At 56.7% G+C, this 22,967-nt stretch carries 18 protein-coding genes; 6 read left to right on the forward strand and 12 right to left on the reverse strand.

The genetic code is table 11. The features are described from left to right. Positions 1 to 167: 167 nt before the first annotated feature. The 4 genes from G538_RS0105735 to G538_RS0105750 all read right to left on the reverse strand — a co-directional run bounded on the left by G538_RS0105735 (position 168) and on the right by G538_RS0105750 (position 6,536). Positions 168 to 1,637, reverse strand: coding sequence for a glycoside hydrolase family 10 protein (locus G538_RS0105735; RefSeq protein ID WP_029068571.1), 1,470 nt, complete (start codon positions 1,635 to 1,637; stop codon positions 168 to 170). 8 nt (positions 1,638 to 1,645) lie between these two features. After that, the gene (locus G538_RS15290; RefSeq protein ID WP_051196722.1) at positions 1,646 to 3,388 is read right to left on the reverse strand and encodes a cellulase family glycosylhydrolase; all 1,743 of its coding nucleotides are present in this window, start codon (positions 3,386 to 3,388) and stop codon (positions 1,646 to 1,648) included. A 66-nt stretch (positions 3,389 to 3,454) separates the two neighbouring features. Further along, positions 3,455 to 5,347, reverse strand: coding sequence for a glycoside hydrolase family 6 protein (locus tag G538_RS0105745; RefSeq protein WP_035833449.1), 1,893 nt, complete (start codon positions 5,345 to 5,347; stop codon positions 3,455 to 3,457). 115 nt (positions 5,348 to 5,462) lie between these two features. Then, complete coding sequence (locus G538_RS0105750) at positions 5,463 to 6,536, reverse strand: LacI family DNA-binding transcriptional regulator (RefSeq protein WP_084618131.1); 1,074 nt, start codon at positions 6,534 to 6,536, stop codon at positions 5,463 to 5,465. 90 nt (positions 6,537 to 6,626) lie between these two features. Between G538_RS0105750 and G538_RS15295 the strand changes: the two genes are divergently transcribed. Further along, positions 6,627 to 8,885 (forward strand): substrate-binding domain-containing protein, encoded by a 2,259-nt coding sequence (locus tag G538_RS15295; protein ID WP_051196619.1) that lies wholly within the window; start codon positions 6,627 to 6,629, stop codon positions 8,883 to 8,885. On the opposite strand, the gene G538_RS17715 is transcribed toward G538_RS15295, so the two are convergent. Beyond that, a complete protein-coding gene (locus G538_RS17715) occupies positions 8,784 to 9,167 on the reverse strand; it encodes a universal stress protein (protein WP_084618136.1) in 384 nt (127 codons plus the stop codon). The two genes, G538_RS15295 and G538_RS17715, sit on opposite strands and share 102 nt — an antisense overlap. Before the next feature lie 21 nt (positions 9,168 to 9,188). Beyond that, a complete protein-coding gene (locus G538_RS0105760) occupies positions 9,189 to 10,904 on the reverse strand; it encodes an alpha/beta hydrolase (RefSeq protein WP_051196620.1) in 1,716 nt (571 codons plus the stop codon). Between the two features lie 194 nt (positions 10,905 to 11,098). Between G538_RS0105760 and phoH2 the strand changes: the two genes are divergently transcribed. Both phoH2 and G538_RS17720 read left to right on the forward strand, forming a co-directional pair. Next, positions 11,099 to 12,445, forward strand: a complete 1,347-nt coding sequence (gene phoH2, locus G538_RS0105765; protein WP_029068575.1) for an RNA 5'-3' helicase PhoH2 — start codon at positions 11,099 to 11,101, stop codon at positions 12,443 to 12,445. 90 nt (positions 12,446 to 12,535) lie between these two features. Next, positions 12,536 to 13,024, forward strand: coding sequence for a MarR family winged helix-turn-helix transcriptional regulator (locus G538_RS17720; protein WP_084618138.1), 489 nt, complete (start codon positions 12,536 to 12,538; stop codon positions 13,022 to 13,024). 77 nt (positions 13,025 to 13,101) lie between these two features. On the opposite strand, the gene G538_RS0105775 is transcribed toward G538_RS17720, so the two are convergent. From G538_RS0105775 to xseA, 5 genes are all read right to left on the reverse strand, one after another. Beyond that, positions 13,102 to 14,517, reverse strand: coding sequence for a class II fumarate hydratase (locus G538_RS0105775; protein ID WP_029068577.1), 1,416 nt, complete (start codon positions 14,515 to 14,517; stop codon positions 13,102 to 13,104). Between the two features lie 47 nt (positions 14,518 to 14,564). After that, on the reverse strand, positions 14,565 to 15,224 hold the full coding sequence (locus G538_RS0105780) for a carbonic anhydrase (protein ID WP_029068578.1): 660 nt from the start codon (positions 15,222 to 15,224) through the stop codon (positions 14,565 to 14,567). 161 nt (positions 15,225 to 15,385) lie between these two features. Continuing rightward, on the reverse strand, positions 15,386 to 16,324 hold the full coding sequence (locus G538_RS0105785) for a carbohydrate kinase family protein (protein WP_029068579.1): 939 nt from the start codon (positions 16,322 to 16,324) through the stop codon (positions 15,386 to 15,388). Between the two features lie 5 nt (positions 16,325 to 16,329). Then, entirely contained in the window at positions 16,330 to 16,596 is a 267-nt protein-coding gene (locus tag G538_RS0105790) for an exodeoxyribonuclease VII small subunit (RefSeq protein WP_425402180.1), read from the reverse strand. Positions 16,597 to 16,656: 60 nt separating this feature from the next. After that, complete coding sequence (xseA, locus tag G538_RS15300; RefSeq protein ID WP_245566802.1) at positions 16,657 to 18,015, reverse strand: exodeoxyribonuclease VII large subunit; 1,359 nt, start codon at positions 18,013 to 18,015, stop codon at positions 16,657 to 16,659. Between the two features lie 250 nt (positions 18,016 to 18,265). Here xseA and G538_RS0105800 point away from each other — a divergent pair, with 250 nt between their 5' ends. Beyond that, positions 18,266 to 19,285, forward strand: a complete 1,020-nt coding sequence (locus G538_RS0105800) for a 4-hydroxy-3-methylbut-2-enyl diphosphate reductase (protein WP_035833632.1) — start codon at positions 18,266 to 18,268, stop codon at positions 19,283 to 19,285. A gap of 164 nt (positions 19,286 to 19,449) precedes the next feature. On the opposite strand, the gene G538_RS15305 is transcribed toward G538_RS0105800, so the two are convergent. After that, the gene (locus tag G538_RS15305; RefSeq protein ID WP_157544312.1) at positions 19,450 to 20,736 is read right to left on the reverse strand and encodes a DNA recombination protein RmuC; all 1,287 of its coding nucleotides are present in this window, start codon (positions 20,734 to 20,736) and stop codon (positions 19,450 to 19,452) included. A 133-nt stretch (positions 20,737 to 20,869) separates the two neighbouring features. Here G538_RS15305 and ychF point away from each other — a divergent pair, with 133 nt between their 5' ends. Continuing rightward, complete coding sequence (ychF, locus tag G538_RS0105810) at positions 20,870 to 21,955, forward strand: redox-regulated ATPase YchF (protein WP_029068582.1); 1,086 nt, start codon at positions 20,870 to 20,872, stop codon at positions 21,953 to 21,955. A gap of 60 nt (positions 21,956 to 22,015) precedes the next feature. Further along, positions 22,016 to 22,825 carry a hypothetical protein gene (locus G538_RS17260; protein WP_051196623.1) on the forward strand — a complete coding sequence of 270 codons (810 nt, stop codon included), beginning with the start codon at positions 22,016 to 22,018 and terminating at the stop codon, positions 22,823 to 22,825. The last annotated feature ends 142 nt before the right edge of the window (positions 22,826 to 22,967 follow it).

Here is a 22,967-nt window from a genome sequence, read left to right on the forward strand (position 1 = left end):
GCCGAGGCGCCTTGTCGAAGCATTTCCGCGTTGAGTGGCGGGTGTCTACGCACAATGCTGGCAAGCGGTTACCGCTCCCCATCGCAATGCAAAGCCCGGCTACCCCCTTGTTGGGATAGCCGGGCCTTGTTATGCGGAGAAATCGCAAACAGCGAGAACAACGATGACTATGACTCGTCGCACGCAATCCCATTGAGTGTGAACGGACCCAAATCAGCTGACGTTCCCTGATAGGTGGCGTTAAAGCCAATGCCCACACTGTTTCCCGGGCTGATGGTGGCATTCCACGCAGCGTTCGAGGCAACGATGTCATTCCCTGACTGACTAAATTCCGCTGACCAGCCTTGGGTAAGTTGATGGCCTTCTGGCAACCCAATGGTTAGTTCCCAACCATTGATAGCAACGCTACCCGTATTGCGAATAGTCAAATTCGCAGTGTATCCCGTGTTCCACGCATTGACCTGTGGAACAACCGCACACAGTGCGTCACCCGGTGGGTCCGTGGGATCAGTTGGGTCAGTCGGATCCGTTGGATCTGGATCAGGATCTGAAACATGCTGCGCTCCGATGACCTCAGCAAGTTCGCCTAGTGCCGCCTTTGTTGAGTAATCGTCATTCCACGGCAGTGCCGCCCCCTGACCTGGGAAAACTTGCGGAATCCATGAGTAGGAATCCGTGATTCCCCACAAGGTCACCCCGGTGCACCCGTCCACATTCCAACAAGCCTGAAACACCTTGCGGTAATCCTGTGCCTGCGTAGCAAGATTCGCGGCAGAAGGTGGAGTAGACATACGGATATCGAGTTCAGTGATACGAACATCAACACCTAGATCAACAAAGCGTTGCAAGTTCTGTTGGAAATTTGTGGGAACTTGCCCAACAATCAAATGCGATTGAAAACCCACACAGTCAATAGGGACGTTCCGTTCCTTGAAGTCTTTGACTAGGTCATAGATTGCTGTGGATTTCGCGTTGATCCAATCCGTGGAGTAGTCATTAATGCACAGTTTCGCTTCAGGATCAGCAGCACGAGCAGCTCGGAAAGCTTCCTCGATGTAGCCATCGCCCAACACCCGCTGGAACACTGATTGCCGGCGAGAGCCATTGTCCTCGAACGCCTCGTTGACAACGTCCCACGCCGCGATGTCACCTGCGTAACGCCCGGCCACACTGTTGATGTGATCCACCATGACGGTTCGTAACTCAGCGGGGTCAGTCAGGTTAGCTGCCCATTGTGGGAGCTGAGAATGCCACACCAATGTGTGACCGTAGACCTCAGCGTCGTTATCCTGTGCGAACTGCACAACCGCATCGGCCTCTGTCCAGCGGAACTGCCCACGTTGAGGCTCGGTCGCATCCCACTTCATCGCGTTCTCCGCGGTGATTATAGAAAACTCGCGTTCCGCGATGGAGCGGTACTGGCTATCACTGCTCGCCAAGTGCGGTGCGTACGCCACACCAAGGGTGCGACCACTGCGCTCAGCAGCGTCACGTAACGGCTCAAAATTGTGCCCGATGCCCAGTGCGGATTGCGTTGCTTCGCTCGGCGACGCATCAGGCCCGCCAAAAGCGATGACCGCTGGGGCGCACAAGGCAGTAGAGAGAGCCAACGCGCCTGTTATAAGGAATTTCTTCATCACGAAACTCATCCGTTCTGGCAGCTTGTGCCGTTGAGGGTAAAGGACGTCGGAGCAGGATTAGCCCCCGTGTGGGTCCCATTGAAACCAATGGTGACGCTGTCTCCAGGTGCCAACGACCCGTTCCATGCAGCGTTGGACAACGTCACAGTTGACCCCGCTGATGACGCGTTCGCTGACCACACGTTAGTGAGTGTCTGACCACCGGGGAAGGTGAAAACTAGATCCCACGAGGTCAACTGCGCGTCAGAAGTGTTGGTCAACGTGATGGAAGCCGTGAAACCTGATGACCATTGCGAGGCGGTATATGCCACGGTGCATGTGGTTGGCGTGCCGTCTGAACCGTCTGAACCGGAACCGTCTGAACCGGAACCGGAACCGTCTGAACCGGAACCGGAACCGTCTGAACCGGAACCGTCTGAACCGTCGGAGCCTGCCCCGTCGCCTACGGCCTCACTCAGGGATATGCCGGTAGTTGAATTTTCACCACCGAGGGGCACATCGTGATCAAGGGACACAAACTTTCCGTCCTGCGACCACAAAGCCGGCTTGAGGAGGTTGTACTTCGCCTCGTCCCAGGTAACCCAGTCATAGCCGATGAGCCCGCCAGTATCACCAGAGTTTGGGTTGAGTACCCAGAACGTGTGGTGGAGTCGGTTATCAACAATGAGGTCACGCAAAGCCTCCATCCACCGCTCGTTGGGGCCGCCATCGAGGAACCCGCCCCACTCTCCAATGAGAAGGGGAGCGATGTTGTCTTGATGGATGTACAACCAGTTGGGGCCCCATACGTCGTCTTCCAGAGTTTGCCGGTCCCAGGTGCCTTCAAACCACGGTTGTGAAGCAACCAGTGGACCGTAGTCGTGTGGGGAATACACGAGTTGCGCTTGGTGATCACCGAGGTCAATGGGGTAGTTCCTTACACCGCGAAGATTCCCTCCCCACCAGTAGTTATGGAAGTCCGCACCATTGCGTGACGACCATGAGGTGCCCTCTTTGGGGTAGATCTGAATGCCTTCAACAAGGATGAGCATGTTCGGGTTGTGTGCCAGAATCCGTGCTGCCGCAAGTTCTGCGTAGTGCTTGAAGTTATCTTGGTCAGTCGAGTCATCCCACTTTGCACGCTCGGAATCGTTTGCACTGCCGTGGGGCTCGTTTTTTAAGTCAGCGCCAATGATGGTGTCGTTGTCTTTGTATGTTTCAGCGACCCATTCCCACGCATTCAGGGCATCACCGGTAGTGATCGAACCTTTGTACCACATGTTGTAAACGTGTCCGGAGTTGTCTGCCTCTGCTGAGTGCACATCGAGAATGACTTTGAGGCCGTATTTTTCACACAGTTCAAGCCAATAGTCGAAAATTTCGAGATTATTCATGCCGACGAGTTCAGGATTGGCGTAAGTGTTGATGTTTGGTGTGGTCAGTGTTTCACCAGCACGCCATTCCAGGAGGAGCTCTGTTGATACAGGGACACGAACCACATTCATGCCACGTTCAGCCATTTGCCGGGTCAGTGTGTCAATGTTTGCTGTCCACAAACCGTGGAAGACCCGTTCGCTTGCGTTGAATCCAAACCAGTTGACCCCCGTGAGCCACACCGGGTTTCCTTGTGCGTCAACGATCTGGTTGCCATCTGTGGTGAGCCAGTCAGGAGTGTCATTGTGCGGTGCTGCGTGGGCGGCTAGTCCTCCACTTGTCCCTAAAGCGGCGGCGAGCACGATGCCCCACAAGCGTGTGCGTAGATTTCTCACGATGTTGTCCTTCACGACGAGGTGCCGGGCCCACCATAAGGTGGGCCCGGCACAGGGGGAGTGAGATTATGAGCAATCAGCGCCATTGAGCGTGAAGCTCGTTGGGGCTGTATTGGTTCCGTTGTGTGTACCGTTGAAACCAAACTCGATGGTCTGGCCAGCGCCAATGGTGCCGTTCCAACCAGCGTTGGTGATCTTCACTGATGAACCTGATGAAGCGTCCGTAGCGGACCACAGGTTGGTGATTTGTTGCCCTGCAGGGAATGCGAACTCAAGAGCCCAACCGTTGATTGGTGCTGAGGAAGTGTTCTTGATCTTCACCGTTGCAGTGAAGCCTGAGTTCCACTGGTTTGTGGTGTAACTGACTTCGCATGTACCAGGGTCCGTTGGATCTGTTGGATCTGTTGGATCTGTTGGGTCCGTTGGGTCCGTTGGGTCCGTTGGGTCCGTTGGATCGGTTGGGTCTGTTGGGTCCGTGGGATCGGTTGGGTCCGTGGGATCTGTGGGATCGGTTGGGTCTGTTGGGTCCGTGGGATCGGTTGGGTCCGTGGGATCGGTTGGGTCCGCTGGGTCGATGACTGGGTAAGCGTTGGTGACGAGTTCTTGGAACTGTGCAGAGAACCACTTACCAGAAACTGGTGCGCCACCAAGTGCGCCGGTCAACTTCCCATCGAGCTTTGGTGAGTTGAATGTGGGGTCACACATCCGGTCAAATCCCTTGCCTTCATCGTTAGGGATTTCTGATGAGGAGCCGTCAGACTCGCCTGGGGGCTTGATCCACACAAACGCGTCGAGTTGTGAGTTGGGGAAGCCGCTAGGTGATGCTTGTGGCCGTTCTCCGATGCCAGCTCCAGCGGGGTTACACCATGCGCCACGGTGGTTGCGGCGGTCAACGCGTGAGTTGTCGACGTAGGTGTTTAGGTTGTTTGATGTGCTTGCTGCACTTGGACGCTCTGGTCCACCCCAGCCGTTACGGGAAGTGTCGATCAGCATTCCGATGTCTGAGGGGAACCCGGCAGACACGAGTCGGCTGTACAGAAGTGCTGTCCAGTCAGTCTCGTCAAAGGTGGTGTTCCACTCGTAGAACGATGATGATCGGATGGGGCTGCCGCCAACTTGGAGGTTGGGGTTAGGCATGTGGGGCTCAACCAGTGGCGTGGTGTTTGCTGTGTTGGTGACGAACCCGTGGATGGATCCGAAGCCTTTGTCGGTCATGTTGGCAACTTCAACAAAGGTTTCCACAGCGCCTGTGACGTTGTTGTCCCAGCCGAGCCAACCGGAGTGGGCTGCGTCAACGTAGTTGTAGACGTTTGGGATGGAACTGAGTTCGTCGAGTGCGTATGCGACGCCTTCCATGTAGTAAGGCTCAGCGATCACACACTTTGGGTCGTGCATGTTGGTGGTGAGGTTGGGCAGGGAGTCCGGTTCGATGGTGGCTGAGATCCGGATGTCGCGGTATTGGGGCTCGGAAATGATGTCGACGAGTGCGTCGATGTATTCCGTCTTGTAGCGTTCCATGCCTTCTGGGGTTGCGGGTAGTTCACCGTTGGAGGCGAGTGCGTAGCAGTCACGTCCTGGCAAGTTGTACACCACAAGGTTGAGGACGATCGGCGTTGTGCCGACTTTTTGCTCGAGGGCTTGGTCTAGGTGGTAGCGCAAACCTGGGCCGTCAAAGTTACCTTCGATTGCTGAGGTGCGGTCCATCCACACAGCGGTAGGTTCATCTTTGATAGCGCGCATTTTGTTGGCGAGGGTGGCGTTGTCCCCTTCTACTGCAGCGGCCTCTTCTTCGACGGCTTCGCTCCAGTATGAGTTGACGTACCAGGTGGCCCCTGCATATGGGTTATCAACGTTGGTGGTGGCAGCGACAGCAGGTGCTGATAGGGCTGTCACAGACAGTGGTGCGGCAAATAGTGCGCCTACGGCCGCGGCTGCAGCGCCTTTGCGCAGCGTGGTCATGTGTGGTCTCACACAGTCCTCCATAGTCAGATCTTGCGCCACCGTCTTTGGTGACGCTGCAGCGAATGTCGCTACATCAAGTACCCAACCGTAAAATTGTGTTCCAGGTAACACCTTAAAGGTTTAAGGGGTCAACCTTCTTTGGGGGTGCTAACGTTCCCCGCACGCTGACAGGAGGGAGTTCGATGGTCACGTCAGGCGCGGGTTCACCGTCAAGAAGTGCGACGACACTGTGCGCTACGCGTTCGCCGATGCTGGAGAACGGCACGTCGATGCTGGTGAGTGATGGCGCGGCAAGTGTTGCTTGGGGGGAACTTCCTAAGCAAATGATCGAGAGGTCCCACGGGACGTTAATACCAAGTCGCCGCGCAACGTCGAGCACGATCAAGGCGTTGGTATCTGAATCGGTGATGAGCGCGGTGGGTGGATGAGGGGCGGTGAGAGCGGCCCGTGCTGCTGATGCTGTTTCTTCAGGGTGGCGTGCGGTGTGCGTGATGAGGCGTGCGCCGTGGCGCGCGGCGCTGACTCGGGCTGCTTGGGAGTTGCGACTCACAGTGTCGCGGTCTGGGTCTGCGTGGAGGAACGCGACAGTCGAATGGCCGAATTCGCATAGCAGATCACAGGCACCACTGATCGCCAACGGTTCGTTCACCCAGACAGCAGTCAACGGGGAAGCGACGTCGGGATGCCCAAGAACTATACCGGGGATATGCTCACGAGAAGCGACAGTCAATCGGGGGTCGTCTGAGATGAGGTCGTGGATGATAACGGCGTCGAATCGTCGTTCCAACCAACCGGTGCGGTAAACCTCTGCAGCATGGACTTCATCGGCGACGATTCGCAGAGCCAGGGTGTATCCATGGTCGGCTAGTGCGTGTTGGGTCCCTTGGAGGAAATCCATAAAATGCGGAGAATAGGCAGAGGAGGTGTCACGATGGACAAGTGCCAACGCAATGGAGCGTTCGGATGTTCGCAGAGAACGGGCTGCTGCCGAAGGGCGCCACCCATACTCGTCGGCGATCCGTAGCACTCGATCACGCGTTGCTGGAGAAACTCCAGGTCGACCGTTTAACGCATAGGAAACTACGGCGATTGATACGCCTGCAGCTCTTGCGACATCAGTTATCGTTGGACGTTTTCTCGATTTTGACTTAGATTCGGGTGAAGTTTCGGGTGAACTGCGTCTCATCACGAAACAAGCATGCGGGATAAGTTCGGAAATTGCATGCCAACCATGCAGTTCCGTCCGATTACGCAGGTCTTTAGGGGGAGAAGGATCATGGCCGGTGATAGAGGAACAGGTGGAGGGCACGATGGGACAGCCACCTTTGGGGTGTATTCCCCGGTAGTTGGTGGGTTCTATTTCGGGAAAACACTGGCAGGGATAGCTCGTGTTTTGCGTGCAGCGGGCCACAATGTCGTGGCGGTGCAAACATTTGCAGCAGATCTTGATCGAGGGCGATTTCCAGAATCAGCAACAATAGACACCATTCCAGGGAGCGATTGTTTTGATGGTTTTATCATCATCACATCAGCCCTCGAACCAGGTGCGCTGCAAAGTCTCAGTCGCACAGGTAAACCGCTCATTCTTATTGGAGCGCCACGAGATAATTTGGCGGTGCCATCGGCAACGCCAGATAATACTGGAGGTATCCGAGCTGCCGTGGATCACTTAGTGAGTCACGGGCATCGGGATATTGGGTTTGTGGGGAACCTTCAACAACACGATGTTCGTGAACGGTACTCTGCTTACCGTGAGGCATTGGCCCAACGAGGACTTTCAGTGGTCGACGATTGGGTGTTCAAAGCTCACGACAATCAAGAAATAGCAGGGTTGGTTGCCGGGCAACACTATTTGCAACGAGGCCGACCCACCACGGCAACCATTGCGGCAACTGATCGGAACGCGATTGGGTTCGTAAAAGCGCTCCGCCAAGCCGGAATGTCGCTACCTGCGGAGCACGCTGTGATTGGTTTTGACCGGTCCGAATCGGGAGCTAGGTTACGTCCGCGGTTGACGACAGTTGACCCCCACCATGACCGTGTGGGGGAGCTCGCGGCCCGGATTTTGTTGCGTCAGTATGCGGGTGAAACTATTGCGACGCGAGAACATATCTCTGAGTCCACACTGATTACCCGCGAATCGTGTGGCTGCGTTGAGTCCCTACCCGACCGAACTATGGTGGGTAGCCAACCTCATGAGGGCGCCTCTGCCAGCACGCAACTTGCTGAGACCGCACGCCACGTTTTCAACGGGCCAGCAGCGCCCGGACACCCAACGACGCTTCATGTAGGGACATGGACGTCCGCGATGTTGGAGATCATTTCTGCCGCTGCAATGCGCGCCGTCATCCCCAATACAGCTGTGCTGACACGGATCGCGGATGCAACGACCGCTTTGCATCCGCAACCAGAAGCGTTGGAGTCCCTGTTAACCGCCCTGCGGGCAGCAGAAATTGAAACCAGAGCGACGCTTGACGCTACCTGCAAAGCGCAACTGAATGCTTTGACCGTCACAATGACCCGGCTGACCAGCGCTGTGACCAAAGGATGCACCCGTGCGCTGATGAACAGGTCGGGGTCGCTAGAACAGATGTTAAGCCATCAGTACGAGATTGATATCGCGCTCATGCGGGTGGCGGTGTCTGACCCAAGGACTCTGAGTTGGTTACCAGCAACATTTAAGGGCGGCGCAGTCCTTGCCATGTGGGACCGTGATGGTCGCGGAACATCGACAGGAAAACTCAGCATTGCTGGTACCCGTGATGTTGGATCAACTGGTGCCCGCCTGCTGGGGGAGAGCATGGTTGCAGCATGTTTCCCACCCGCGGTTGTGACGCGTGCCGTGGGTAATACACGCTCTGACATTCTGTTTGTCATCCCGGTGACTTTTGCTGGCAGCGACTGGGGCTACCTAGCAGTTTCTGGGGTAGCAGACACTCGCTCAACAAGTGCACGTGATCGGTTTAACCACTGGGCCGCGATGCTCGCGGTTGCTTTGGATCATGAACAATCAACGCGTACCCTCCGTGAGCACACTGCCTCGTTGCAGCAACTTTTAACCCGTAAATCCGAGGTCGCTTCGCAACTGTTGGAAAGTGAAGAGCGGCATGCGATTGCTGCTGCTGTCCACCAAGATGGCATGTGGGATTGGGACGTTATTACGGGGAAGGTGTACTACTCGCCGAGTTGGCGCCAAACCATTGGTGTTGCGGAGCACGAGTCGGGTGCCTCATTGGAGACATGGACATCGCGGGTTCACCCTGAGGACCGCCCCGCTATGCAGATGGCTATTGCCCAGCAACTGGCTGGGCTCAATGAGCCGTTCCACCTGACACAGCGTGTGCGGGACGCCAGCGGTTGCTACCGCCATGTTGCGGTTCGAGCATTAACTTTGCTCAATGACGCGGGAGTCCCGGCACGCATTATCGGGGCGTTATCCCTCGTTCAGTCCACCTTTGACGACCAAGACGGGGACGGGGGAGTCGAGCAAGACACGTTGAGTCGTCGATCCCAGGATGAACTTGCCGATCGGTGAGCGTTTTTTTGATCCCAAAACGATCATGCACGCGCCTATGCGTTCCGCGTGATCGAGGATAGCGTCAGCGACATCAAGTGAATCCGAGCGGAAAGCGATGTCAACGGCGCGGCCTGCTGTGCTGATGAGTTGGGCAAGGTGGGAAGGTACGGGCGCGTCGTCTGGTGCTGGGGTGAGCACAAGCACCACGATGCCCTCACTGCGCCGCTCTGCCTCATTGAGAGCAGCAAAAAAAGCGGCTTCACCTTGCGGGGAATCGTTGTACGCAACCAAGACTGGCACGAGAGCTCCTTTGTTCTCACCTCATCCAAGGATGAGGTTTCTCAGGGTATCGAGATCATTTGCCGACCACTGCTCCTCAAGGGTCACTGCGGCGAGGGCGTCGACGTACTCCCCATGGTACTGATGTCCGTGGCCGGTTGGGACATCACCAGATACCGCCATGTCAAAAGTCACCTGTGCAAAGGTGACAACAGGCAACCAGACCATATCCACTCTCCGGTCAACGCCGGCACGTTCGTGAAGCCAATCTGGGGCTTCAAACAGGAGGTCGGGCGACCACCACACCACCGCATCGGACGCGTGTTGCAGATAGACCACTTTGGGGTCTGTCCATGGTTCTTGCAAATCCCATAACCCTTGTGATGTTCTGGGCGTGGAACTAAAACGTACGGTGCGCCCTTGGTCAAAAACGGGCGTGTTCATAGTGGAACCAGGGTCACGATTGTTTGTGATGAAAGACCAGTTAGGTGTGAAACTTGGTGTGCCAACAAACAGGGCACCATCGGTGCGTTGGGTCATGTCCTGGAGGCCCGAGAACGCGCCTTGCATGCCGTAAGAGCCCAACGATAAACCGGCAACGTAAAGGCGCGGGCGGGAGTCTTCAGGTTGTTTGAGCCACGCTGCGTAGATTTCCTCGAACAGTTCTTTTCCTGCGGCCGGCGGGGTGTCGCGGTCGGAAACAAAGCTCACCCAGCTGGGCAGGTAGGAGTACTGCATGGAGGCGATGGCGGTGTCTCCACCGTGCAGGTATTCGAACGTGTCCGCCATAGCAGGTTGGACCCATCCTGTGCCCGTTGAGGTCACGATCATCAGCGCTTCCCGGTCCCACGCGTTTGTGCGATCTAGTTCTTGAACCACACGTTGGGCTGCACCTTCAAGTGTTCCAACACCGGCTAGGCCAGCATAAACCCGGATGGGGTCGCGTACCTCGCTTGCCTCAACAGCGGAGACTTCTCCAGCGAACGCAGTTAACTCATCACGGGTTGGTCCGGTGCCCACGAATTTTCTGCCCTGGAGCCCTAGAGAGTCCCAGGTTGATTCCGATGCTTGGGAGCCTGAGCGTTCCTCCGCTACGGGTTGGTCGACACCCGGCGGATAGCCAGTGTCAACGTTTGCGTAAATGTCATTCATGGTGCGTAGGGCAAAGGACAGTACCGTGCCATTGACTGCTTGGACAAAAACGAAGGCGACAATAATGGTGGAGGCAAGCACAGCGGCGCGGCGTGGAATCCACCGTGATAGACGGCGCGAACCCCAAACGGCAAGTTTCCGTAATCCGCGTGCTGCGTAGAGCAGCCCAAGCGCAAGACTTAGCGCGATGACTGCTTGGGCGATGATGTGCTGGGGGCCATCAGCGCTCATGCCAAAAAGGCGGCGTAACTCTGTTTGCCAGTGTGCACCGAGGGCCACAAAAATCGGTACGGCAACAATGGATGTAAGTGCAAGAAGGCGCCATAAGGCCTGCGAAATCTGCGCGCCCCAGGTATGACGGAACCCCAACCACCGGAAAAACCACCCCACCGTGGCTCCGATGCCATAGCCAGCAACAGCGGAAAGCCCCGTTGTGAGCCCTTGAAAATACCAGGCGCGAGGAATCAGCGAGGGAGCCATTGACGCGCACAAAAAGAAGAGTGCTACAACCAATCCTGTCGCTGACATTGTGTTGCGCAGGCGGATGAGCCGGGCAACGATGGCGCGCCGTCGAGATTCTAGTGTTTCCGGTGGTGAGGTGGACATGATGTCACTCTATCCGCGTAGCACGGGCGTGCGCGGTGGCTAGAGCAGAAAACACCCGTCCCGTGGGGGTGTGTGTATCGACGAGATGTCATGAAGATGAATTTCTTGATGCCCATGGTGTGGCGTGTGGTTGTGTCAGGATGGCGGCGTACTGTCTGACTTACCAGATGTGATACCAGTCACAAGGAGGATGTATGTCAGACCAGAACCCAGCACCCACCACCGGGCGGAAAACCTACGTACTCGACACCTCAGTGTTACTTTCCGATCCCACGGCCATGGAGCGGTTTGCTGAACACCATGTCGTGCTTCCCATCGTGGTCATCACAGAGCTCGAAAGTAAGCGACACCACCCAGAACTTGGGTACTTCGCTCGCAACGCATTGCGCAGGCTTGACGCCCTTCGCGTTTCCCACGGCGGGCTTGACCGCCCCATGCCCATTAATACCGCAGGCGGCACCCTGCATGTGGAACTTAACCACATTGACCAAACGGTTCTGCCCGCTGGGTTCCGGCTTGGAGACAATGACACCCGTATCCTTGCCATTGCCGCGAACCTCGCTGCCGAAAACCACACGGTGACCGTGGTATCTAAAGACCTCCCGATGCGCATCAAAGCATCCGCTGTAGGTTTGGCTGCCCAAGAGTACCGAGCTGAAGTGGCGAGCGTTGCAGAATGGAACGGAATTGCCACCATTGATGTCCCCCAAGAGCTCATGCAAGAACTCTGGGAACACGAATCACTTCCCTTTCACCGTGTCGAAGAGCACGCCGCCGACACAGCATTGCAACCCGTCTGCCACCAGGGTTTGGTCCTGCATTCATTGCGCGGTTCCGCGCTCGCCCGCATAACTCCAGACAAACACGTCACACTTGTGCGCGGAGACCAGGAACTTTTCGGCCTGCGCGGCAGGTCGGCTGAACAACGCATCGCCATCGACATTCTCTCTGATACATCTGTGGGTATCGTCTCTCTGGGTGGGCGAGCAGGTACGGGAAAGTCAGCGCTTGCTCTGTGTGCCGGTTTAGAAGCAGTCTTGGAACGCCAAAAACACCGAAAGATTGTTGTTTTTCGCCCACTCTATGCGGTTGGCGGGCAGGATTTGGGTTATCTCCCTGGTAGTGAAAGCGAAAAAATGAGTCCTTGGGCTCAAGCTGTCTTCGACACGCTCGGGGCAATAGTTTCTCAAAATGTCATCGATGAAATCATTGACCGAGACATTCTTGAAGTATTGCCACTCACCCATATTCGTGGGCGATCACTTCATGATTCATTTGTCATCGTTGATGAAGCTCAATCATTAGAACGCAACGTACTGCTCACTGTGCTGTCACGCATCGGCCAATCGTCGCGAGTGGTCCTCACTCACGATGTTGCCCAACGTGACAACCTGCGTGTTGGTCGCCATGACGGTGTGACGGCAGTTGTTGATGCGCTCAAGGGGAATCCGCTCTTTGCTCATGTCACGCTCACTCGATCAGAGCGTTCGCCTATCGCAGCGCTTGTGACGGATATGCTCGACAATCTTGATCTTTCCTGAGGGGTGAAAGACATCTGTCGAAAAAGCCTCATTGCTGATTAACCCGGAGGCATCCACCAGAAAAACGAACCTCCACGTTATGATTTGCGAGTGGACTTCTTAGAGCGCGCAGTCGAGCAGTGGACTGACATTGTTCCCGAACATGACCTATCCCCATTTCTCACAACGGGGCGAATACTTCGAATGGCATCGATCATCACGCATGCCTCGGAAAAAAGACTCGCCCAAAGCGGAGTTAATCGGGGTGAATTTAACCTCCTTTGTGTCATGCGTCGCAGTGGAAAAACCTGCCGTGCCTCTGAGCTCTCCGCCCTCACCGAATCGTCGGGTGCTGCCATCACTAAACGCCTTGAACGGCTCTCCGATGCAGGGTTTGTGGAACGCCAAGAACTGCCACGTGACCGTCGGGTAGTCCTGGTGAACCTCACCGAACATGGCAAACAGTTCGTTGATGACCTCTTTCCGATGATGCTCCTCACCGAAAATGCCTACCTCGATGTCCTCAGCGAGGAAGAACACGCAGCCCTTGCGGGGATTCTTGGCAAGCTGCTTGCAGTGCTTGACCCAGCGGATTACTAACCGTCACGCCAACACAGAAGGAGGGGCGCCCGCGCAGTGTGGGCGCCCCTCCTTTGTGACCTGAGTTGAATGTTACGTCAGTGCTGACCGGTCATCGTTGAAACGTCGAGAGCAGTATCCAACTGGTCCTCTGTAACCTCGCCACGTTCTACAAAACCTAGATCAATGACCGCTTCACGAACCGTCATGCCTTGCGCGACTGAATGCTTCGCGACTTTCGCCGCAGCCTCGTAACCAATGACCCGGTTTAACGGGGTGACAATAGAGGGAGAGGATTCAGCTAAAGCGCGGGCTCGGTCAACATTCGCAGTAATTCCAGTGACGGTTTTATCTGCCAAGACGCGTGACGCGTTGGCAAGAAGGCGAATTGACTCAAGAACACCTTGCGCAATAACGGGAATTTGAACGTTCAATTCAAAGGAGCCACTTGCACCAGCCCACGCCACTGTGGCGTCATTTCCCACAACGCGTGCAGCGACCATCAGCACAGCCTCGGGGATAACCGGGTTTACCTTACCCGGCATGATGGAGGAACCAGGTTGAAGGTCAGGGATAGCAATCTCGCCAAGCCCAGTGTTTGGGCCAGAACCCATCCAACGCAGGTCATTGCAGATTTTCGTCAAGGACACCGCGATTGTGCGCAGCGCCCCAGAAACTTCCACCAAACTGTCGCGTGCGGATTGCGCTTCAAAGTGGTTGCGAGCTTCAGACAATGGAAGGCCGGTGTCTTCGGTGAGGAGTTCAATAACCCGCTGAGGGAACCCCTGAGGGGTGTTGATTCCCGTTCCAACTGCGGTGCCGCCCAGTGGCACTTCACCCACACGGGGCAGAGCCGCTTGAAGGCGCTCAATACCGTAACCCACCGCAGCAGCGTACCCACCGAACTCCTGCCCCAAGGTCACAGGGGTGGCATCCATCAGGTGTGTGCGTCCAGCCTTCACAACATCGGCGAACTCGGTGGCCTTAGCGTCCAACGCACTGTGCAGGTGCTCCAATGCGGGAATCAACGTGTTGAGCACACCAGCGGTTGCAGCCACGTGCACCGACGTGGGGAACACATCATTGGACGATTGTGACGCGTTGACGTGGTCGTTTGGGTGAACCTCGCGCCCCAAATCTTTCGTTGCGAGAGTGGCGAGAACCTCGTTCATGTTCATGTTGGACGAGGTGCCCGACCCTGTTTGGTACACGTCAACAGGGAAGTGCGCGTCAAGGTCGCCAGCCGCAACGAGGTCAGCAGCACGCACAATAGCATCGGCGATATCGGAGTCAAGCACTCCAAGCTCAGCGTTCGTGCGCGCAGCTGCCTTCTTCACCCGCGCTAGAGCTTCAATGTGGGAGCGTTCAAGCGGGGTACCAGAGATAGGGAAGTTCTCTACCGCGCGTTGTGTTTGGGCGCGGTAGAGGGCGTCCGCGGGGACACGTACTTCACCCATCGTGTCGTGTTCGATCCGGTAATCCACGGTGACGTCAGTGTCAGGTGTAGGAGTCATAAGACCATCCTGCCGTATCTGACCTCGTGTGGCGAAACCGACACGGACTAGATCATTGCAGCCTCGCTGCCAGCATCATCAGTAATGGAACCGATGGACCCAATGAGGTGTGCCTGACCATCATTGAGGTCATATTCCAACCCGATAACTGCGCACCGGCCCTCGTCAATGGCGCCGCGCACACTCGCTGAGTAACCGTGCAACATTTCCATGGTGTGCTGCACGTGGACGCGGCGCAGTTCATCAGCGGACACAGACTCAATCCCACCCTCAGCGGTAGTCATCGCCACAATTGAGGGAATGATTCGATCAGTTACTGCACGGACGAACCCCGGAGGCTGCACACCGGTACGTAGCGCATCAGTTGCCGCCTGAACCGCGCCACAACTGTCATGCCCCAACACCACGATGAGGGGAGTGCGCAACACTTCAACCGCGTACTCAATGGACCCAATGACGGTGGTGTCCAAGACATGCCCAGCAGTGCGCACCACAAAGAGGTCACCTAAGCCCTGGTCAAAGATAATTTCAGCAGCAACACGGGAATCAGAGCACCCAAAAAATGTGGCAATGGGGTGCTGTGCCACCCGCAACTCTTCGCGGCGGTCAAACCCCTGTGCAGGGTGCTCCATGGAACCACCCACAAAGCGGTTGTTTCCGTCTTTCAGTTGCTTCCACGCCTGTGCTGGGGAAAATCCAGTGGGCATCATGACCCCTCTCGGTCGACACAACGGCAGCGCAGTACGGGCCTAACGCTGCATCACTTAGCCCGAACAAAACCGGGCGGGCAAGAACACTGTTAATGTACCTGCCCACCCGGCTGGATGTGTAGCGATGCTTACCCTCTGAACATGGGGCCTACGTCAATTCACGATGCGATGAGTTCACTGCGCCACGGCGGGTTGGCCCCAGCACGCGACACAGTGATCGCCGCTACCGCCACGCACTGATCGATGACTTCGCGTAGTTGCTCAGGAGAAACGCCACGAAGAGCTTCACGCTGGGCAGCACCAAGGAGGTCGCGTTCCCATAGGCCATGGATGAGTGCCCCCATGAAGGAGTCACCTGCACCAACTGTGTCAGCAACGTCCACTCGGGGAGCAGAAACTTCCACTGATTCACCTGAACCAGTTACAGCCACAGCGCCATCGCCGCCAAGAGTGACCACCACAAGAGATGCACCAAGCGTCACCCAACGCTGGGCAACGTCATGTGGGCGCTCACCCGGATACAACCATTCCAGATCTTCATCAGACACCTTCACTACGTCACACAGCGCAACGTAACCCTCCACCTGCGGGAGAACATCATCAGGGGCACCCATCAGCGAAGGCCGCATGTTGGGGTCATAAGTCAACGTTGCATACTGCTTCGCGGCAGCAAGAATGTCACGCACCACAGTGCCACCGGGGGCCAAAACTGCCCCAATGGAGCCAGTGTGGACCACCACAGCGTCGCTGGGGACGGTGTGGTGAGCTGGCGCGTTCCACTCAAGGTCAAACTCGTAGGTTGCCCCACCCGTCTCACCAATCAGCGCATGTGCCACGGAAGTTCGTTCAGCACCAAAAGAGGCCGGATCAACATCCACATGAGAGTCCTCCAACCACTGGGTCACAGTACGACCGCGATCGTCACGCCCCAACCAGGTCAACAGTGTTGACGGGCGCCCAAGACGCCCCAACGTCAATGCCACATTTGCTGGGCTACCACCGGGGTGCTCAACCGGGTCCTCACCAGGCCTACTGACGGCATCAACAAGCGCCTCACCGATGACATACGCAATGGGTGAGGAAAGATCTCGCGACATAGTCCCTACATTTCTTCGTCGTTGAGTTGTTCGGAATGCGCGCGGACTTTCTCGAGGCGTGTACGCGCCCCGTCTAACCATTCTTGGCATCGATGAGCCAAGGCTTCACCACGTTCCCACAATGTGAGAGAGATCTCAAGGGACTCATTGCCCGTTTCAAGGCGCTGCACAATGGCAATGAGCTCATCACGAGCCTGCTCGTAGGAAAGCTCGTCAACAGGGGTATCAGAGGTGCTATTTGGCATAATGTTCTCCACAATGTTGAGGGCCATACTATAAATTCAATGAACCACGATGAGTTCAGTTAAGGGGAGCGCTCCGGCTCACAAGCGCTACTCAGCGCCCTGATGAACGGCAGAATCCACAGCAGTCACCGTTACGGTCAAACTTCCGTCACTCAAACGAACCTGAACACTGTCGTTCACACTCGCATCCTGCGTTGAACGCACAACACCACCATCACCGCCCTGCACAATCGCATAACCACGAGCAAGAGTCGCAGCCGGCGACAACGCAGTAACCTGCGCGCGCAATTGCGACAACTCAGCACTACGGCGAAGAAGCACCCGATCCAAAGCATGATGGCTGCGCGCAACAACCTGACCAAGCTGCTCACCAGCAACATCCAAGGCACGTTCCGGATTTGCGACACTCGGACGGGACCGCACCGACGCCAACCCCGCCTCCTCACGCTCCACCCAAGCCGTCAACGCACCACGAATACGCGACACCGCCTGATCGACAAGAGCCTGCTCCTCAGCAACCATCGGAACAATACGTTTCGCAGCATCCGTCGGCGTCGAAGCACGCACATCAGCAACAAGATCAAGGAGCGGAGTGTCACGCTCATGACCAATAGCCGACACAATCGGGGTCCGAGCGCCAGCAACCTCACGCACCAACGCCTCATTGGAAAACGGCAAAAGATCCTCCACCGCACCACCACCACGAGTAATCACAATGACATCAATGTCCTCACGGGCATCAAGTTCCCGCAACGCTGTGGTGACCTGAGGGACAGCATTAACCCCCTGCACAGCCACCTCACGCACCTCAAACTGCACCGCAGGCCACCTCGCCTGAGCATTCACCAACACATCATGCATCGCCTCCGAAGCCCGCCCACAAATCAACCCCACACGGTGAGGCAAAAACGGTAGCGGCTTCTTCCGGTCCGAATCAAAAAGCCCTTCACCCGCCAACTGAGCCTTCAACTGCTCAATCCGGGCCAATAACTCCCCAACACCAACCTGCGACACCTCACTAGCCTGCAGTTGAAAACTCCCACGCTTCGTCCAAAACGTCGGCTTCACCTGCGCAACAACATGCGCACCCTCACTCAACGGACCCGCAGAAGCAAGATTGCGCGCAAAAATCGACACCGGCAACGACACATCCTGCTCCGTGTCACGCAACGTCAAAAAAGCCATACCCGCACCAGGGCGTTTATTGAGTTGCACCACCTGCCCCTCAATCCACAGAGGCACCATGCGATCAATATACTCAGCAATCTTGGTGCTCAGAACCCGCACCGGCCACGGATTGTCCCGCGTCGTTTCCGCCGCCTTACCAGCCAACTCGCGCCGCGGATCCATCGTCGGAACACTCACGTCACCACCAGGCAAAGCATCACCACCGCCGCGACCATTACCGCGAAGAGGGCTCGTCGAAGAAGAAGAATCATTGTGCACGCCTACCAGCCTGCCTCATCCCCCTGACATCTGCCCAATACGCCGCCTGAGACTCCTCATGAACTGCGCATGTCGTGGAAAAAGTGGGCAGTGGTGAGCATCGTGCGCATGACCACACCACTTTGTCCTGACAGTGTTCACACAGCCCACCTAGACTAGGGGTGTGAACAACAATGCGTCCACGACCCCAGCCCCTGTGTCTTCGCTGCACGCCCCCATCGACACCCCAGCACGCCCCGTCACTGAACCCATGGAAAGCGAGAACGGCAAACGTGTGCTGCTCGCCGCCCCACGCGGGTACTGTGCTGGTGTTGACCGTGCCGTCATTGCGGTAGAGAAGGCACTGGAAGTGCACGGTGCGCCCGTGTATGTCCGCAAAGAAATTGTCCACAACAAGTACGTGGTCGAAACCCTCACTGACCGTGGCGCTGTGTTCGTCAACGAAACAGATGAAGTCCCTGAAGGTGCCCGCGTGGTGTTCTCCGCCCACGGTGTGTCACCTGCGGTTGTTGAATCAGCGAAACAGCGCAACCTGCAAACCATTGATGCCACCTGCCCGCTGGTGACCAAGGTCCACAAAGAAGCCGTGCGCTTCGCCTCAGATGACTACGACATTTTGCTTATTGGCCACGACGGTCACGAAGAAGTTGAAGGCACCGCCGGTGAAGCCCCCGACCACATTCAGGTTGTGAACTCACCTGATGAGGTGCACAAGGTTGTGGTGCGTGACCCAAATAAGGTCGTGTGGATTTCACAGACCACCCTTTCAGTGGACGAAACAATGGAAACCGTTCGCCGGTTGCGCGAGCGTTTCCCCACCTTGCAAGACCCACCCAGCGATGACATTTGCTACGCAACACAGAACCGCCAAGTAGCGGTGAAAAAGTTTGCGCCACACTGCGACCTCGTGTTGGTGGTCGGTTCACGCAACTCCTCGAACTCTGTGCGCCTCACTGAAGTTGCCGTTGACGCTGGTGCCCGCGCCTCATACCTCATCGACTACGCAAAAGAAATCGATGAGGCCTGGCTTGAAGGCGTTGACACCGTCGGTGTGACGTCGGGTGCATCAGTGCCTGAAATCCTTGTTCAAGAGGTGCTGCGCTACCTCTCAGAACGTGGATACGGCGACGTTCAAGAGGTCCGCACTGCGACAGAAGACCTCCTGTTCTCGCTGCCACGGGAACTGCGTGCGGACCTCAAGAAGGCCGGCGTTGACGACGGGCGTCCAAAGCGAGGCTCACGTAAAGCGTTGAGCGTGTCAACAAACTAAGAATCGCGCCGGGGTTCCGTGCCCAACGGGACGGCAACTGGTGGAAAACGTGTGGGGTGGGTGAGCCGGTAAGGCTTACCCACCCCACACGTTTTTAGCTGGAGCCGATGTTTCTTGGGCGAACAGGGGAGTGGTGACGGGGTGCGTGGTGACGGGCTGCGTGGTTACGGGGTGGGAATCTCGGCAGTGAATGACGGGGTATCAACCTGGCGTGGAGCCACCGTGACAGGTTCGGCTTGAGTGATACCCGCATCAGTCACACCAAGTTCCTGGAACCTACGCGCTGACACAAAGACACGCGATTCAAAGGACCCAACAGTTTTGTTGTACGTCTCAGCGACACCCTGAATGCTGCGCCCCAACCGGTTCAGGTGCTCGGCAAGAGTCGCCAACCGCGAATGCAGTTCCTTCCCGATCTTCAGCACCGCCTGAGCGTTCTCAGTGACAGATTCCTGACGCCACGTGTACCCAACCGTTTTCAACAACGCCATCAACGTTGTTGGCGTAGCAATCACCACGTTGCGTGAGAACGCGTGATCCAACAGGGTGTTGTCAACATCCAACGCGGACGCCAAAAAAGACTCAGCAGGCAAAAACAACACCACAAATTCCGGTGAATTCGTGAACTGATCCCAATACTTCTTATCAGCAAGCATGTCCACGTGCTTACGCACGTGCTGGGCGTGAGCTTTCAACCGCTCCAACCGCACCTTTTCAGTGTCCGCATCACGGGCATCGAGAAACCCAATGAGTGCAACCTTAGAATCCACCACCACGTTCTTGCCACCAGCAAGGTGAATAACCATGTCAGGGCGCAACACCCCATCATCGGTGCGCACCGACAACTGCTCAGAGAAATCCACATGCCGCAGCATGCCCGCGGACTCCACCAAACGGCGCAACTGGGCTTCACCCCACGACCCACGAACATCAGGTGTACGCAACGCAGCCACCAACGACTGGGTTTCCTTACGTAACTGCTCAGAAACGTTCGCCATGGTGCGAACCTGCTCACCAAGAGTCGCCGCTGTAGAAGCACGCGCCTGCTCCGCCTGCCCAACAAGCAGGGTGAGGTCCTTCAATGAATGCCGCAACGGCTCCACCATCTGCTCCACCGCAGTAGAGCGCTGAGTGATCTCTGTGCGCCCACGCTCATGCAACGTCACCAAATGCTGCTCAGCAAGATCCAAGAACTGTTCATTATTCGCCGCCAACGCCTCAGACGCTAACGCCCGGAACTGGTGAGCCAACCGGGCTTGCTCATCCTGCACAGAACGCAACCGGTCATTGTTCAGTTGCTGTTGCGCATCCAACGCAGCCGATGCCCGCGCAGCGTCACTGCGCGCCTGCACCAACTGCGCTTGACCACGGGCCGATGCGACAAGCCACGCAGCCAAAGCCCCCACCACGCCACCGACAATGAACACCACAACACCAATTCCCCAACTCATGAAACCAAGTGTCACCCACCCCTGTGACAAAGCGGGGGAGCGGCGCGCGACCAGCCACAATGGAGTCCATGTGACACGTGCGGTGTGTCGCCAACTACCACCGAACACGCGTAGGCCCGTAGACTTACCTCTTGTGGCTCTTACTATTGGAATTGTTGGTCTGCCCAACGTCGGAAAATCTACCCTCTTCAACGCGCTAACCCGCGCACAGGTTCTCGCAGCGAACTACCCGTTCGCCACGATTGAACCAAACGTCGGGGTGGTTCCTCTTCCCGACGAACGACTCAACAAACTCGCGGAGATTTTCTCCTCCGAGCGCATCCTCCCCGCAACAGTGTCATTTGTGGACATTGCAGGGATCGTGCGCGGAGCCTCCGAAGGCGAAGGGTTGGGAAACAAGTTCCTTGCGAACATTCGTGAAGCAGACGCCATTTGCCAAGTGACCCGCGCCTTCGCGGACCCAGACGTCATCCACGTTGACGGCAAAGTGTCCCCCAAAGACGACATCGAAACCATCAACACCGAACTGATCCTCGCGGACCTGCAAACCCTCGAAAAGTCGCTGGTACGCATGGAAAAAGAAGTAAAAATCAAAAAGGGCGACCCAACACTCCTCGAAGCCGGGAAGCTCGCCCAAAAAATCCTTGAAGAAGGCACCACACTGTACGCGGGCGCAGCCAAAGCTGGGCTTGACCTCAGCGAAGTTTCAGCCCTACAACTCATGACCGCGAAACCATTCATCTACGTGTTCAACACCGATGACGAAGGCCTCGCCAACAAAGAATTCCAAGCCGAAATCCGTGACATGGTTGCGCCAGCACAGGCGATCTTCCTCGACGCGAAGTTCGAATCAGAACTCGTTGAACTTGAACCCGACGAAGCCGCTGAGATGCTCTCCGAAACCGGCCAAGAAGAAGCCGGCCTCGACCAACTCGCACGCGTCGGATTCACCACCCTCGGCCTGCAAACCTACCTGACCGCTGGCCCCAAAGAAGCCCGCGCCTGGACCATCCGCAAAGGCTGGACCGCACCACAAGCCGCCGGAGTGATCCACACCGACTTCGAACGCGGATTCATCAAAGCTGAAGTGATCTCCTTCGACGACCTCGTCGACACCGGATCAGTCGCAGCCGCCCGCTCCGCAGGCAAAGCCCGCATGGAAGGCAAAGACTACGTCATGCAAGACGGGGATGTCGTTGAGTTCCGTTTTAACGTGTAGCAATGGGGGTAAGAAGTGACTGTTAGATCGGAACGCGAGAACTTCAAGGACACAGTCCGCATGACCGTCGCGCGCAAGGCGATGTATATCTGCTCAAACCCGGACTGTCTCCGTGTGACCGGCTACGTCACGACGAAGGGAAAGCCCCGTGCTATCGCTCAGGCCGCGCACATCGCCGCGGCCAGGGGCAGCGGGCCGAGGGGTAAGGACTTGGTTCGTATGCCTGACGGATCTCCGGTCTCTCGCGGAGATGAGGCCAACGCATTGTGGTTGTGTATGCCTTGTCACGGCAGAATTGACGCGGACGAGGAAGCGTTCCCTACTGAGCTACTAGTGGCCTGGAAGCGCGACCATGAGGAGCGCGTGTCTGGGTTGGTGGGCCTGGATCTAGAGCAGAGCCTCTTGCGCCTTGCGGAAGTGCGCCTCTCGCATGATCATGCGCGCGATCTCCTCCAGTGGCTCGACGGACACAGGTTCATGTATTTCGAGGACTCGAGAGAGTTCCCGGATCAAGTTTGGAAAGCGGTGCTAGAACTGCGCTGGAAGATTTCCAATCTCCGAGGCAGAGTCACTGACTCTGAGTCCCAGTTCGGCGTGGTTCTTGCCGCCATCGATGATGCCGTCCATGAGTTCGTGGTAGCGCTGAGCGATATTCGCGTGAACGAAATTACGGTCGTTTCTGGATACCCGGAGTTCGAGAGATTCTCCGAGGCGCTAAGAATCCTCCGTATCAGAATCCTTGAGGTTGCTGCGCCCCTTGCGCATCAGGAGGGTTTCCGATTCAAAAGGATCCCGGAGAACGCGATGCCGAAATCCGACGGTAACGCAGCGGAATTCCGCTTTCAAAGTACCTCTGGGAACAAGAAGTGACTGAGTTCGATGTGCTGCTTTGGGGGATGATCGCCACTCTGCTGGGCGGGAACGAACGCGTCGCGTTCAAGGAGGCGGCCGCCGGACTCACGGTCCTCGGCACGGAGCTTGGAAACGACTGGTCAGGGGCGTTGGTAGGACT

It is taken from the genome of Jonesia quinghaiensis DSM 15701, assembly GCF_000423205.1.
Taxonomy (GTDB): Bacteria; Actinomycetota; Actinomycetes; order Actinomycetales; family Cellulomonadaceae; genus Jonesia; species Jonesia quinghaiensis.